This is a genomic window from Brevibacterium sp. CT2-23B (assembly GCF_013168765.1).
Lineage (GTDB): Bacteria > Actinomycetota > Actinomycetes > Actinomycetales > Brevibacteriaceae > Brevibacterium > Brevibacterium sediminis.
On the sequence record NZ_JABBYK010000004.1, the window covers coordinates 92,980 to 107,181 of the forward strand.

12 protein-coding genes are annotated in these 14,202 nt (G+C 65.6%); 5 read left to right on the top strand and 7 right to left on the bottom strand.

Annotation, left to right across the window (positions count from 1 at the left end):
* Positions 1–24: 24 nt before the first annotated feature.
* Complete coding sequence (locus HIM68_RS11485) at positions 25–1,110, bottom strand: LCP family protein (RefSeq protein WP_253903922.1); 1,086 nt, start codon at positions 1,108–1,110, stop codon at positions 25–27.
* Positions 1,111–1,388: 278 nt separating this feature from the next.
* Between HIM68_RS11485 and HIM68_RS11490 the strand changes: the two genes are divergently transcribed.
* The 4 genes from HIM68_RS11490 to HIM68_RS11505 all read left to right on the top strand — a co-directional run bounded on the left by HIM68_RS11490 (position 1,389) and on the right by HIM68_RS11505 (position 4,815).
* Positions 1,389–2,630: an MFS transporter gene (locus HIM68_RS11490; RefSeq protein ID WP_172172303.1), complete on the top strand. Its 1,242-nt coding sequence runs from the start codon at positions 1,389–1,391 to the stop codon at positions 2,628–2,630.
* 396 nt (positions 2,631–3,026) lie between these two features.
* Positions 3,027–3,239 carry a helix-turn-helix transcriptional regulator gene (locus HIM68_RS11495; RefSeq protein WP_172172305.1) on the top strand — a complete coding sequence of 71 codons (213 nt, stop codon included), beginning with the start codon at positions 3,027–3,029 and terminating at the stop codon, positions 3,237–3,239.
* On the top strand, positions 3,236–3,811 hold the full coding sequence (locus HIM68_RS11500) for a hypothetical protein (protein WP_172172307.1): 576 nt from the start codon (positions 3,236–3,238) through the stop codon (positions 3,809–3,811). The genes HIM68_RS11495 and HIM68_RS11500 overlap by 4 nt, the downstream gene beginning before the upstream one ends.
* Before the next feature lie 260 nt (positions 3,812–4,071).
* The gene (locus HIM68_RS11505; RefSeq protein ID WP_172172309.1) at positions 4,072–4,815 is read left to right on the top strand and encodes an alpha/beta hydrolase; all 744 of its coding nucleotides are present in this window, start codon (positions 4,072–4,074) and stop codon (positions 4,813–4,815) included.
* Between the two features lie 58 nt (positions 4,816–4,873).
* Here the strand turns inward: HIM68_RS11505 and dld are convergent, their stop codons facing one another.
* From dld to ilvD, 6 genes are all read right to left on the bottom strand, one after another.
* A complete protein-coding gene (gene dld / locus HIM68_RS11510) occupies positions 4,874–6,580 on the bottom strand; it encodes a D-lactate dehydrogenase (RefSeq protein ID WP_172172311.1) in 1,707 nt (568 codons plus the stop codon).
* A gap of 137 nt (positions 6,581–6,717) precedes the next feature.
* Positions 6,718–8,076: an MFS transporter gene (locus HIM68_RS11515; RefSeq protein ID WP_253903923.1), complete on the bottom strand. Its 1,359-nt coding sequence runs from the start codon at positions 8,074–8,076 to the stop codon at positions 6,718–6,720.
* An 8-nt stretch (positions 8,077–8,084) separates the two neighbouring features.
* Positions 8,085–8,756 (bottom strand): GntR family transcriptional regulator, encoded by a 672-nt coding sequence (locus HIM68_RS11520; RefSeq protein ID WP_172172313.1) that lies wholly within the window; start codon positions 8,754–8,756, stop codon positions 8,085–8,087.
* A 110-nt stretch (positions 8,757–8,866) separates the two neighbouring features.
* Positions 8,867–9,889, bottom strand: coding sequence for a CNNM domain-containing protein (locus HIM68_RS11525; RefSeq protein WP_172172315.1), 1,023 nt, complete (start codon positions 9,887–9,889; stop codon positions 8,867–8,869).
* Positions 9,886–11,253 (bottom strand): hemolysin family protein, encoded by a 1,368-nt coding sequence (locus HIM68_RS11530; RefSeq protein WP_172172317.1) that lies wholly within the window; start codon positions 11,251–11,253, stop codon positions 9,886–9,888. Before HIM68_RS11530 ends, HIM68_RS11525 begins: the two co-directional genes overlap by 4 nt.
* Positions 11,254–11,463: 210 nt before the next feature.
* Positions 11,464–13,323, bottom strand: coding sequence for a dihydroxy-acid dehydratase (gene ilvD, locus HIM68_RS11535; protein ID WP_172172319.1), 1,860 nt, complete (start codon positions 13,321–13,323; stop codon positions 11,464–11,466).
* A 74-nt stretch (positions 13,324–13,397) separates the two neighbouring features.
* Here ilvD and HIM68_RS11540 point away from each other — a divergent pair, with 74 nt between their 5' ends.
* A complete protein-coding gene (locus HIM68_RS11540; RefSeq protein WP_172172321.1) occupies positions 13,398–14,186 on the top strand; it encodes a helix-turn-helix transcriptional regulator in 789 nt (262 codons plus the stop codon).
* The last annotated feature ends 16 nt before the right edge of the window (positions 14,187–14,202 follow it).

A 14,202-nucleotide genomic window follows, 5' to 3' on the forward strand; every position in this document is an offset into this window, starting at 1 on the left:
GCGGTCGGCCGCCTCGGCGAGGTTCTACAGGTGGGCCTCCGGGGCGTTCTGCACGTAGTCGGCCACGGTGTCGTTCTTGAACGCGTCGCGGACCTTCTTCAGCTCATCCTCGTCGACGTTGACGATCGACTGACCATCCGGGGAGGTGCCGACGCCGGCGACGGGCGCGGTGAAGAACTCGATGTCACCGGGGCGGACGTCGCGCATGTTGAACGCGGTCGCGGAGATGTACTTCGCGTCCATGCCCGAGTCGACGTACATGTACGGCGCGAAGTTCTTGACCATGTCCTGGATCTTCTTCGGGTTCGACAGAGTATCGGCCGAGATCATCTCGTTCGTCAGCCCGCGAATGAACGCCTGTTGGTTACGTGCGCGCTGGAAGTCGCCGTCCTGGAACTGCTTGCGCTCGCGCACGAAGGTCAGCGCCTCGTCACCGTTGAGGACGTTCTCGCCCTTGGTGAACGAGTAGCCGTTCTTCTCGAACGCCTGCTCGGAGTTCACGGTCACCCCGCCGAGGCTGTCCGTCAGTGCCTTGAATCCCTCGAAGTCGATGATCGCCACGTGATCCAGTTCGGTGCCGATGAAGTCCGAGACCGTCGATACGGCCAGCGGCAGACCGCCGTAGGACAGTGCCGCATTGATCTTCGACTTTCCGTGGCCCTCGATGTCGACGTAGGTGTCGCGCGGGATCGACATGATCTGGACGTTGCCGCCGTCCTCGGGCAGGTGCATGACCATGATCGTGTCCGAACGCAGTCCGCGCGAATCGTTGACGTCGACATCTTTCATCGACTCGTCCGAGCCCAGCAGCAGGATGTTCGTGCCGTCGCCGTCCTTGCCGCCGCCGGACTTGCCGAAGACCTGCTCATCGCTGAGCTGGTTCGCGTTCTTGTCGAACGACCGGCCGACGCTCCAGACGTAGAGCCCGATGCCGAGCACGCCGAGGATGACGATGATCAGCAGTGCGACGAGTACCTTGCGCCAGACGCGCTTCTTCTTGCGCGGGCGCTGCTGTTCCTCGTTCTGGTGGTCGAAGAGATCGTCGAAGGTGGTGTTGTCCGTCATCGGCACTCCGGGGTTTGAGCGGTCGGCGCCGGGCGCCGGGGTCATTGGGCAATCCCGCTCATTGTATAGCGACCGAGGTGACCCATTTCTCAGCCACGCGACTCACCCCGTACCGCATTGCGGAGGCGAACGGGAGGGCAGGGCCGCCTCGGCGAGGTGTTCTGCCTTGTCAGACGCAGTGATCCCCGGTTTCGACCGGGTGGACCGGGACTGATACCGGTTCGTTACCCACCAATGACCTCCGGCGCCGAGGTGAGGGGACTCACCAGTAATAACGCAGAATTCGTCTGGCTGTCGCTGAAGGCGCTCGGTAGACTTTCCTGGTGTTCAATAACTATCGGGAAATTCTGTCGCTTCCCGGTGCTCTCAAGTTCTCCTTGGCCGGTCTCGTCGCCCGGATGCCCATCGCAGTGCTGGGACTGGGAATCGTCCTCTTCATCCAGGGCGTGACCGGGTCGTACGGCATGGCGGGCATCGTCTCCGCCGTCTACATGATCGTCCAGGCACTTGCCGGCCCCGGGATCGCTCGCCTCGTCGACCGCCTCGGCCAGGCGAAGGTCATGGCGCCCATCGTCATCACCCACCTCATCGCGTTGGCGCTGCTCATCGTCTCCGTGTACGAGGAATGGTGGACGGGATTCGTCTTCGTCTTCGCCGGCATCGGCGGCGCCACCGTCGGCTCCGTCGGTTCGCTCGTGCGCTCACGTTGGTCGCATATCGTCGACACCCCGAAGAAGCTGCAGACCGCGTTCTCGTGGGAATCGGTCGCCGATGAGCTGATGTTCGTCTCCGGGCCGGTGCTCGCCACGGTGCTCGCCACCGCCGTGTGGCCGCCGGCCGGAATCATCCTCTCGATGATCACCGTCGGCATCGGCTCGCTGCTGCTCTACATCCAGAAGTCGACCGAACCCCCACCGGTGGAGCGCACCACCGAGGCGAAGGGCCACGTGTTCTCGAACCCGGGCATCTTCGCGATCATCATCGTCAACATCTTCCTCGGCGTGAACTTCGGTGCCATCGACGTCATCGCCGTCGCCTTCGCCGACGAACTCGGCGTGAAGTCCTCTGCCGGTGTGCTGCTGTCGTGCCTGGCGCTGGGATCGCTCATCTCCGGCGCGCTGTACGGGGCCCGCAACTGGCAGGCCGCCGTCCATCACCGCTTCGGCGTGGCCGTGTCCGCTCTGGCCGTGGGCGCATGCCTGATGCTGCTGGCCAACTCGATGATCACCTACGGCATCATCCTCATCGTCGTCGGATCCGCGATCGCACCGAGCCTCATCGGCGCGAACTCCGTCATCGAGCAGCTCGCTCCCCCGCGCAGGCTCACCGAGGCGTTCGCCTGGTTGGGCACCTCGCTGGGCTTCGGCGTCGCCTTCGGATCGGCCGTCGCCGGCAACATCATCGACGCCTTCGATGCGAAGACCGCGATGCTGCTGCCCGCCGGCTGCGCAGTGCTGGGAGCGATCATCGCGCTGTCGCTGCTCAAGCTGCTCAACCCTTCGCGGTCGAGTCACGAAGCCCGGCTGGAGAAGGACCGTCGGCGCGAGCGAGTTGTGGAGGCGTAAAGCGCGCTGGGGCGAGCGCTTGCGCGATCGCTGTCTCGCGCGCCGGTGTCACGTGCAATGGGCGGCAGTGCCGCCTGCCGGCGACCGCCTCGGCGAGCATCCGTCACCGTTAGTGTCACGCCCTCACGTGAGTCTCTTTTCGCACCGGCCGGTGAGCATCCGTCACCCATAGCGAGAAAACACCCCGTTGCGGCGGGGTGTTTTCGCGTTTGCGGGATGTTGTGCTCGGAGGGGACGGCGGCCCACTGGCTCAGCCCCGGCCGAGGTGGCCCGATCGCGAGCCTGCGCGATCCCGCTACTGCAGGGCCTCCTCGGCGATGTCAAAGATCATTGACATCACAATGTCAAACATGCTTTACTTTTAGATGTAAAGAGAAGTTGACATCAAGGAACGGTATGGAAGTTCAGACCTCGGACCTCAAGCAGGTTCGCAAGGCTGCGGTGCTGACGCAGGCACAGTTGGCCCAGCTCACCGGGGTGTCGCGGCAGACGATCATCGCGACCGAGCGCGGCGACTACGCCCCCAGCGTCTATCTGGCGCTGCGCATCGCCCGAGCCTTGGACACGACAGTCGAAGAGATCTTCTCACTTCAGGAGGAATCGTCATGAACAACATCAGCGACAACAAGAACCGCCCCAACGCCTTTGCCGACAGAATCGCCGGCTTCGACGACCCCTCGATGGGAGACGAACGCGAACGCGACGTCATTCTGCGGGCATATACCTTGGGGGCCGTCGTCTCCACCTACGTGTTCTTCGCGCTTGCACTCATCTTTGCCGTCTTCGGCGCGGGAATGTGGAGTGTGCTCATCGTCTTCGGCTCCATGGTGACCAGCATCGTCATCTCTGCATACTGCCAGCGTGAGAATGTGGACTTCTCCATGTCGATGGCTCGCGTCTCGCCGAGGCGGCTGATCGTCGGCAATATCGTCGGCGCCCTGTTCGCCATCGTTTGGGTCGGTGCAATCGTCTTTCATATAAGCAACGGCTACCCGCTCATCGATGTCGGAATGGGCAATCAAACGATGCCAGGTGCTCCCTCCAGCACCTATTCCATCGCGATCGGCGCTGCGTTCGGCTTCATCGTCGCGCTGACCATCATGACGATCTCCCGGGTACGAAAAATCAAGCAGGCCCGCGCCGAGGCGGCCGCCGCCGCTGAGATCGAAGACGAGGACTGATTCCGCTCGGTTCTTGAGGAGCAGTGATTGAGCGTCCATCACCCTCAACGCAAAAACACCCCGTTGCGGCGGGGTGTTTTTGCTGTCTGCGGTGCGACATACCACCTAGTTGCCACTGCTACGCTTGAGACTCCGTGAAAGAGACCGAGGAGGTGGTACCAGTGAACGCAGTTTCGAAGGTGCTCCCCTACGGAGTCACGGTCGGACGGTAGGTCGTCCGGGAGCGCCGATCATTCATCGCACTCCCGAAAGGCACGACCATGCATTTCACCTCCGAACAGCACTTCGACGGGGATTTCGTCGAACGTCAATTCCGCCTCGGCGATACTCCGGGCATTCTTTGGACTCCGTCCTCCGCATCAGAAACCGAGCCGGTTCCGATCATTCTCATGGGTCAGCCCGGCGGCATCGGCATGGAGCGGATGTACCCGCGACTGATGGCACGCGCCCGCAGCACCGCCGCACTCGGGTTCGCATCCGCTTGCCTAGAGATGCCCGGTTTGGGTGAGCGTCCACGCCTCCCCGGCATGGATCAGGCACGCAATCGGCTGCGTTCTGCCATCCTCGCCGGCGAATCACCCTCCACTGATGTCATCAACGAGCTCATCCTGCCGCTCGTCGAGCAGGCAGTTCCCGAATGGCAGTCGCTGCTCGACGAACTCCTGCGCCTTCCCGGTCTTGCTGACAGTGTCGGCTTCTCCGGCGGAGTGATTGCGATCGCTGTCCGGCTGGCTGCGATCGATTCCAGGGTCGCGGCAGCCGGGCTCTTCGCCGGCAGCTTCATTCCCCAGTCGACCATGGAAGAAGCCCGGCGCGTGACCATTCCGCTGCACGTCCTCCTGCAGTGGGATGACGAAGGCAATGACCGTGCGGCCGCCCTCGAACTCTTCGATGCTTTCGCTTCAACCGAGAAGACGCTCTACGCCAATATGGGCGGACACACAGGAGTCCCGGAATTCGCCGGCGAGGATGCCGCCCGGTTCTTCGCCCGCCACCTGAAATGAGCTGACCGCTGCGGCGGGGGCCCTGGGGACGAGGAGATACTCCATCGGCCCCGCCGCGTCAGGCCCAGTCCTTCTTCGCCGACGTTTCGCCGACTCCGGCGTTGAAGACGTTGTGCGGGTCGAGGTCCTTGAAGTGCGCTTCCATCTCCGGCGGCACGGGGTAGAGCCGGCCGTAGTTGTGCTCGGCGGGCACGGCCGCACCGCGGGCCTCGAGCAGCTCAATCATCTGCTGCTTCAGCGCCACCGTGTCGACGCCTTTTTTCGCCACGTGGTCCTGGTGGAAGACGTGGCAGAAGAAGTGCCCGTAGTAGGAGCTGATGTGCAGCTGGTCGGCGATCTCGTCGGGCAGCACCTCGAGCCAATCGTCATCGTCGCGGCGCAGCGCCACATCGAAGGTGATCATGTCCGAGGAGTCCTCACGGTTGAGGTTGAAGTACCGGGTCGCCGCACTTGCGGCACCGAAACGGTGGAGCATCGCGGACTGAGCCTCATCGGCACTGCACACGAAATAGTTACCGTGGTGGGCATCCTCGGCGAAGAAGTCGTTGAGGAACGCACCCATGCGATTCTTCTCCTCGGCGCTGACGACGAGGAGAAGATGATGCTCGAAGCGGTCGCGGTACTCGAGCATCCGCTTGGGCAGCTGCTGCGGCAGCAGGCCGAACGCGTTCTGCGCGATCGTGTCGGCGACGGTCTCGCCGAAGAACGGCAGCTTCGCGAACACGCCGTTGGCCCAGTTCTTCAGCGCGAACAGCTTGATCTGCTCGCGGCTGCCAGCGTGCTTGACCGAGACGAACGTGTCTTTGCCGTACTTCTCGGCGAGGTCGAACGAGGGTCGGCCCATGTATTCGCCCGAGATCGGCAGCGGCATCTCCGAGGTCAGTATCGCCCGTCGCAGATCTTCGAGTTCGGTCGAGGAGTTCGTGCCGACGTAGAACGTGGTCGCTCCCTCTTCCTTCGGGAAGGTGCGAGTGCGCACGGCGAAGACCATGAGTTTTCCGGCCGAACCGGAGGCCTCGTACAGGTAGTCGGAGTTCGAATTGAATCGAGCCGGTGAGTCGACGATCCTGCGGACCTGCTCGCCGTATTCGGTCTCCGTCGTGTCCTTTGGGGCGGGCGTGACCCCGGCGGGATCCCAGTCTCCGCGCTGGAGTTTGTCGAGGATGTGGGCGGGGTCGTCACCGAGCTCCACGCCGAGGTGGTTGACCAGTTCGAGTCGCCCCTCCTCGTTGACGCGGGCGAAGATCGCGTGCTTCGTGAACGCCGGACCCTTGCGGATCTGGGAGCCGCCGGAGTTGTTGGCGATGCCGCCGATGACGGAGGCGCCGATCGAGGACGAGCCGATGACCGAGTGGGGTTCGCGGTGGAACGGGGCGAGCGCCTCGTCGAGTTCGTACAGTGTGGACCCGGCCAGACAGATCGCCTCGCGGGCATCGTTGATGAGATAGATCTCGTTGATCCGCAGGGTCGAGATGATGACGATCGGACGGTCGTAGTCCTGCGCGCCCGGACCGGAGCCGCCGGTCAGGCCGGTGTTGGCCGACTGCGGAATGACGATGAGGTCGTTGTCGACGCAGACCTGCAGGGCCCGCCACATGTCGACGAGGCTGCCGGGTCGCAGCACGGCCAGCACATTGCCGCCGCCGAAGCGGTTGCCCTTGGCGTACGGTGCGGTCGCCCGCGCGGAGGTGAGGACGTGGCGCGGCCCCATGATGTCGATGAACGCGTTGACGGCTGGGGACTGGTGACGTGTCTTGCCGGGCATATGGTCGATCCCTATCGGTAGGCGACGGTTGTTCTCATGGTAGGTGTCTCGGTTCGCACCCCGCACCCCCTCTCAGAACTACCCGACGGCGGCCCAGCTACCTGGCGCCAGGTTGCTGGGCCGCCGTCGGGTAGCAATTAGGGGTGTTTGGTGGATATGGCGACTGCTGTGAGGCAGGCCAGGCAGATGACGGCCACGGCGGCCAGAGACACCGTGTACGACAGCACAGTCAGCAAGGCGGCGAGCACCGTGGGCAGCAGGAACCCGGAGTACGCCAGCGAATAGTAGACCCCGGTGATGCCGGCGAGCTCCTGCGGTGAGGCGATGGCCTGGACGATGATGAGCCCGGAGACCACACAGATTCCGTACGCGACACCGAGCACGATCGCCACGATGAACGCGAGGATCGGGTCCGCCAGAAGTGCGGCCACCGCCCCGAGCCCCATCCCCACGGTCATCAGCCCGAGTCCGACGACGAGCGCCCGCCCGCCGGTCAGCCGGTTGATCCACGGCACGATGTTCTGCACCAGCGCACCGGCTCCGAGCGTGACGACGGTGAGCACCGTGGCGTACAGCGTCGTCCACTCCCCCAGCTCGCCCTGCACGATCGCCGGCATCACGGCATAGGCGACCCCGGCGGCACCGAACACCCAGGGCGCAGCCGGCACGATCAGTCGCAGGATCGTCCGATGTGCGACGAGCGGAACACGCAGACCGTGCCACCAATGGCCTGCTGCCCGGTGGTCGCGAGGCATCGATTCCGGCGCGAAGATCACCAGGATCAGGGCGGCGAGGTTGAGCACTCCGTGCACGGCGTAGGGCACGACTTCGGGCACCGGTCCCCATTGGGCCAGGCATCCGGTGACCGCCGCGCCCATGGCAAACCCCAAGGTCAGCGTCAGTGAAGGACGCCGGGCACCGGCGGTGATTCCGGCCTGGTGATCGAACGGCGGGGCCGAGAGCTCCTTGATCCAGCTCGTGCCCACCGACATCGCCACCCCGACGCCGATTCCCGCGAGCACCCGGCCCAGGCAGAGCAGCCAGAACAGATCGAAACCGAGCCCGAGGCCGAGGCTGCCGGCTATCGCGGCGAGCGATCCGGCGATGAGGACCGGTTTGCGTCCGTGCCGATCCGACAGCGCCGAGGCGACCAACAATCCCGGAATGAGTCCGCCCACGTACATCCCCAGCAGCAGGTTCGCCTGCCAGATGGCGTATCCGCCGTCCTCCTCATACATGTGCACGAGCGGGGTGAAATGATTGCCGCCCCATGCGAGCAGGAACATCGCCGGGGCCACCATCAGCCACGCCCGTGCCCGCCATGGCCGTTCCGGCCCTCGATCGGGAGCCACCTCGCCGAGGTGGGACCGGGCAGGGTTCGGAACCGGCGTTTCGATGTCCGTGGTGGGGGCCGCCTCGGTGCGGGTATTCCTATTCCCGGTGGGGACTGCCTCGGCGGCGGTATCGGTCGTGGAGGTCGAGGGGTAAGCGGTCATGGTCCTCCTCAGCGGGACTGCGGGAAGTGGGAGCCTTCGATGTGGTCGCGGACGAGACGGGCGAAGCCTTCTGCGTCGCCCGCCTCGGCGCGGTCGGTGAGCGTTTCGTGCTCGGTCAGGAGCGTGTCGAGGGCGTGCGGCGCGTCAATGGCGACCTGGAAGGTCAGGCGGGCCAGGCGCGGGCCCATGGTCGTGAGCATCTCGGTGACGATGGCGTTGTCGCCGCTGCGGATGAGGCGGGCGTGGAAGGCATAGTCGGCGCTGGCGAAGCCGAGCGGATCGCCCCCGTCAAGTGCCTTCCTCTGCTCGCCGAGCAGGGTGCGCAGATCGGCGGCCAGAGCGGTGAGGTCGCCGCCGTCGGCCAGTGTCTCCACGGCGTCGATCTCGAACATCGAGCGCACGGCGAGCAGGTCGCGGCGCTCCTTGCCCGTCACGGTGGTCACGAGCGCGCCCTTCTTGGGGACGAGGCGGACGAGGCGCCAACGCTCGAGCTGGAGCATCGCCTCCCGGGCGGGGGTGCGACTGGCGTTGTGCGCAGCGGCGAGGTCGGACTCGATGAGGAGGTCGCCGGGTTCGTGTCGGCCTTCGATGATCTCCCGGGCGGTCGCCGCGGCCATCCGAACGGCGATCGGAGCGGAGTCGTCGATGCGCTGCCAGGGCAGTGTCAGCAAATCATTCACGGACCCACGATAACAGATGCATACATTGATGCATGCATCTAACGTTTCGGACTACCTGACGGCGGCCCAGCAACCTCGCGCGAGGTTGCTGGGCCGCCGTCAGGTAGTAATTATCGGGAGGGCACTTGGCCGGTGGTGAGCAGGTGGGTGAGTACGTCGGTGACGGTGGCGACCGCGTGGCTGCCGTCGGCCCTCTCCACCAAGGCCAGCTGCACGCTGTCCTCCCGCATCGCCTCGAACGCCCGCACCACGGTCATCGATCCGTCCACGACGGTGACGGGTCGGGCCGCCTCGGTGATGGGAGCATCCTCGGCGAGTCCGAGCACATCCCTGACGTGCACCACATGACTCAGCGGGCCGTCAGCCTCGGTGTGCACGAGGATGCGACGGTGACGGTCACAGCGCGACGCCTCGCGCACCTCCCCTGCAGTCGCTGCCGGACCGACGGCCGTCGGCTCCGGGCGACCGGCCACGAGCTCGTCAAGTGTGAGCCGGGTGAGGTCGAGGGCTCCGAGCAGAGCCTCCGAGGACTCCTTCTCCAAGGTTCCCGCCTGCGCCGAATGCTGCAGCAGCTGCCGCAGGTCCTCGGGTGTGTGCGCCTGATCGACCTCGTCGACGGGTTCGACCCGCACGAGGCGCAGGCACGCGTTCGCCGCGTTGTTGAGCACATGCAGCAGCGGACGGGTGAGGAACATGAACGCTCGCATCGGCAGCGCCAGCATGATCGCCGAGCGTTCCGGGTGCGCCACCGCCCACGACTTCGGCGCCATCTCACCGACGACGAGGTGAAGGAAGGTGACGATGATGAGGGCGAGGACGAAGCCGACGATGTCGGCAATCCACAGCGGCAGGCCCAGCGCCTCGGCGACCGGGGTGATCCAGTGGTGGACGGCCGGTTTCGTGATCGCCCCGAGCGCCAGGGTGCAGGCCGTGATGCCCAGCTGCGACCCTGCCAGCAGCACCGACAGCTCAGTCGAGCTGCGCAGGGCGGCTCGGGCCGAGCGGCTGTCCGCGGCCGCGTCTTCGAGACGGTGCCGTTTGGCGGCGATGAGCGCGAATTCGACGGCGACGAAGAACGCGCTGAGGCCGATGATGACGATCGTGATCACGGTGATGACCCAGGGGTTGCTCATCGTTCCACCTCGATTCCGATCCGCAGCCGCGCGGGCACATGCGTGGCCACCTCGATGACGTCGATGACGAGGCGCTCGGTCTCCGGGGTGTCGTCTCCGCCGAGGTCGGCGGGGTCGATCGGCAGTTCGATCGAGACCCGGTCGCCCACCTCGGGGAATCCGCGGAGGTGTTCGATGACGAGTCCCGACAAGGTCTGCGCCGAGGTGGTCGGCAGTTCTCGTTGGAGCACGCGGGCCACCTCGTCGAGGGGGATGATCCCGGGCGCCGTCCAGGTGCCGTCGCCGGTCTCGATGAGTTCTTCGACGATGTGGTCGTGCTCGTCGGCGATGTCACCGACGAGTTCCTCACCGAGGTCCTCCATCGTCAGGATTCCGGCGAAGCCGCCGTATTCGTCGACGACGCAGGCCATCTGCTCCCGCCGTTTGAGGAGCGTGGCCACCGCGTCCGGCAACGGGAGGGATTCCGGAACGAAGACCGGGTCGCGCAGGAGGGAACGGACCCCGGTCGCGGTGACGGTGTCGGTGGTGCCCGACCCCGCCTCGGCGAGGACGTCGAGGAGGTCGATCGTACCGATCACCTGATCATCGGCGTCGAGCACGGGGTAGCGGGAGTGGCCGCGGCTCATCAGTTCGCGCACCTCGTCCAGGGGCGTGTCGATGTCGATGACGTCGACGCGGGAGCGCGGCACCGTGGCGTGGGCGACGCTCTGCTGTGGGAAGTCGAGGATGCGGTCGAGGATGAGCGAATCGTCGTCGACGATCTCGCCGCCCTCCCGGGATTCGGCGACGATGTGCTTGAGGTCGCGCCGGGTGGCGGAGTGGTCGACGTCGTGGACCGGTTCGATGCCGAGGACGCGCAGCAGGGCGTTCGAGGCTTTGTCGAAGATCGTGATGAGCCAGCCGAAGACGGCGAGGTAGATCGAGGTCGAGCGGGCGAGCCACGTGGCGAGCGCCTCGGGGCGGGCGATGGCCAGGTTCTTCGGGAACAGTTCGCCGAAGAGCATCTGGATGAGCGTCGAGACGAGTAGGGCGAGGACGGTGCCGATGAGCACGCCTGTGCCGGCAGGGATCGGGGTGCCGCCGAGTGCCTCGCCGACGGCGGTGCCGATGAGCGGTTCGGCGACGTAGCCGACGAGCAGTCCGGTGACGGTGATGCCCAGCTGCGCGCCGGAGAGCATGAAGGAGGTGCGGCGGGTGATGGACAGGGCCCTGTCCGCGGCGCGATCACCGGAGGCCGAACGTGCGGCGAGTCGGGAGCGGTCGACGGCCATGTACGCGAATTCCTGCGCCACGAAGTAGCCGGTGGCCACCGTGATGAGGAGGACGACGAGGAGGCCGACGAGAAGCGAGAGCAGCCAGGTCAACGGCGACCACCTGCCCGCGCGCTCTGTACTCGCAGAGCGTCTGCCCGCGCATTATTGAATTGTTCTGAGGTGCGAAGTGAAATGTCCCAGCCGGGACTTCGATAGTCGTCCATGGTCCTTCCGAAAGTGATCAAGTGGGCGGCCAGTATCGATTATCCTGGCCCCGGCTGGCAGAACGCTGAGCACGGACGGGCGGTCACGGACGAATAGTCAGACCGCCTCGGGGACCTTCCTCACCGCTCCCTTGTCTGCGGACTGAGCGAAGGCGGCATAGGCGCGCAGCGCGGTCGAGACTGTGCGTTTGCGTTGACGAGGACGGTAGGGCCCCTCCGCCTCGAGGCGGGACCGACGGCGGTCGAGTTCAGCCTCGGTGACCTCGAGGCTGATCGACCTGCGGGGGATATCGATGCCGATGATGTCGCCGTCTTCGACGAGTGCGATCGTGCCGCCCGCTGCCGCTTCGGGCGAGATATGACCAATCGACAACCCCGAGGTCCCACCGGAGAAACGTCCATCGGTGATGAGCGCGCACGACTTCCCCAGGCCCAGGCCTTTGAGGTATGAGGTCGGGTAGAGCATCTCCTGCATGCCGGGTCCGCCCCGCGGTCCCTCGTAGCGGATGACGACGACGTCGCCTTCTTTGATCTGTCTGCTGAGGATCTTCTCCACCGCTTCCTCCTGTGACTCGCAGACCACGGCGGGCCCGGAGAAGACGTGGATGGATTCGTCGACGCCGGCGGTCTTGACCACGGCACCGTCGACGGCGATGTTCCCGCGCAGCACGCCGAGACCGCCGTCTGCCGAATATGCGTGGTCGATGTCGTGGATGCAGCCGCTGACGGCGTCGAGGTCGAGACTGTTCCACCGGGCAGACTGCGAAAATGCCGTCGAGGAGCGCTTCCCTCCGGGGCCGGCATGCCAGAGTTCCTCAGCGGCAGATGCGGCCTTGCCACCGCGGACGTCCCATTCGTCGAGCCACGCGGACAGGGACGGAGCATGGACGGAGTGGACCTCCTCGTTGAGCAGACCCGCACGGCGCAGCTCCCCCAGAAGTGCGGGGATCCCACCGGCACGGTGCACGTCCTCCATGTAGAAGGTGCGGTCCCCGGCCACGTTCGGGGCGACCTTCGCCAGACACGGCACCCGGCGTGACAGGTCGTCGATATCGTCGAGGTCGAAGTCGACCCCTGCCTCATGGGCGGCGGCGAGCAGGTGGAGGATCGTGTTCGTCGACCCGCCCATCGCCAGGTCGAGAGCCATGGCGTTGCCGAAGGCCGCCGAGGTGGCGATCGCGCGGGGGCGCACCGAATCGTCATCGTCCTCGTAGAGGCGACGTGCGAGATCGACGACGAGGCTGCCCGCCCTTTCGTAGAGGGCCCTTCGCGCGGTGTGCGTAGCGAGCACCGAACCGTTGCCGGGCAGGGAGAGTCCGATCGCCTCGGTGAGGCAGTTCATCGAGTTCGCCGTGAACATGCCCGAACACGATCCGCAGGTCGGGCAAGCCGCCTCCTCGATGCGGAGCACATCGGCATCGGAGGTCGCCTCGTTGACGGCCTCGGACATCGCATCGACGAGGTCGAGCGAGCGGACAGTGCCGTCGGCCAAGGTGGTCCGCCCGGCCTCCATCGGTCCGCCGGAGACGAACACCGTGGGAATATCGAGGCGCAGCGCGGCCATGAGCATGCCGGGCGTGATCTTGTCGCAGTTGGAGATGCAGACGAGGGCGTCAGCGCAATGAGCGTTGGCCATGTACTCGACGGAATCGGCGATGAGGTCGCGTGAGGGCAGTGAGTAGAGCATGCCGCCGTGACCCATGGCGATGCCGTCGTCGACGGCGATGGTGTTGAATTCGCGGGGAATGCCGCCGCCGGCGGTCACTGCCTCGGAGACGATCCGCCCGACCGGGGCGAGATGAGTGTGCCCGGGAACGAATTCGGTGAAGGAGTTCGCCACGGCGATGATCGGTTTGCGGCCGAGGTCGGCACCGGAGACTCCGGCTGCGCGGAAGAGGGCGCGGGCTCCGGCCATATTGCGGCCGTGGGTGACTGTACGAGAACGATAGGTCGGCATGGAATCTATCTCAGCGCGGTAGTGGCTTCGGCGGAAGCTACCATCGGTACCAGTACTGGGAGTACTATCAATCCATGATTCGACCCCGCACTCCCCGCCGTGAGCAGCTCGGTGAGTTCCTCACCAGCAGACGCAGGGAACGGCAGCGTTCGGCGGCTGGTCTGCCGCCGAATTCCAGGCGCGGTGACAGCGGACTCAGCCGCGAGGAGGTCGCCACCCTCGCAGGTGTGAGCAGCACCTGGTACACGTGGCTCGAACAGGGCCGGGACACCAATGTCTCCAGGCAGGTGCTCACCGCTGTGGCCCGGGTCCTCGACCTCAGCGCCGCCGAGACCGACTATGTCCTCGGACTCGTCGAACGGGTCGAGGCTGCTCGGGATGATGAGCCTGCTGAGGTCACGGAGTCGCTCCAGCGTCTGCTCGATGCGCTCGATTTCCCAGCCTTCGCTGTCGCCCCGGACTGGACGATCGCCGGTTGGAATGCGGCCTACGAATGGCTGTATCCGGCGATCACGTCGATTCCGAAGCCCGACCGGAATCTCATCTGGCTCATCTACACCGATCCCACTCTGCGCAGGATGCTTCCCGACTGGGAGGCAGAGAGCCGTCACTTCCTGGCCGAGTTCCGCGTCGAGTCCGGGGTGCGCTTGAGCACACCGGGGCACCGTGCGCTCATCCAGAGGCTGAGTCAGGCGAGTGAGGACTTCCGCGAGCAATGGGCCGAGCAGACGGTGGAGCGCTTCGCGAGCAGGCGGCGCGTCTTCGACCACCACGCGCAGGGCATAGTCGAGTTCGAGCACCACCGACTCATCCCCTCCGAAGACTCCCGCCTGCACGTCGTTATGTACGTCCCTGCTACCTGACGGCGGCCCAGCAACC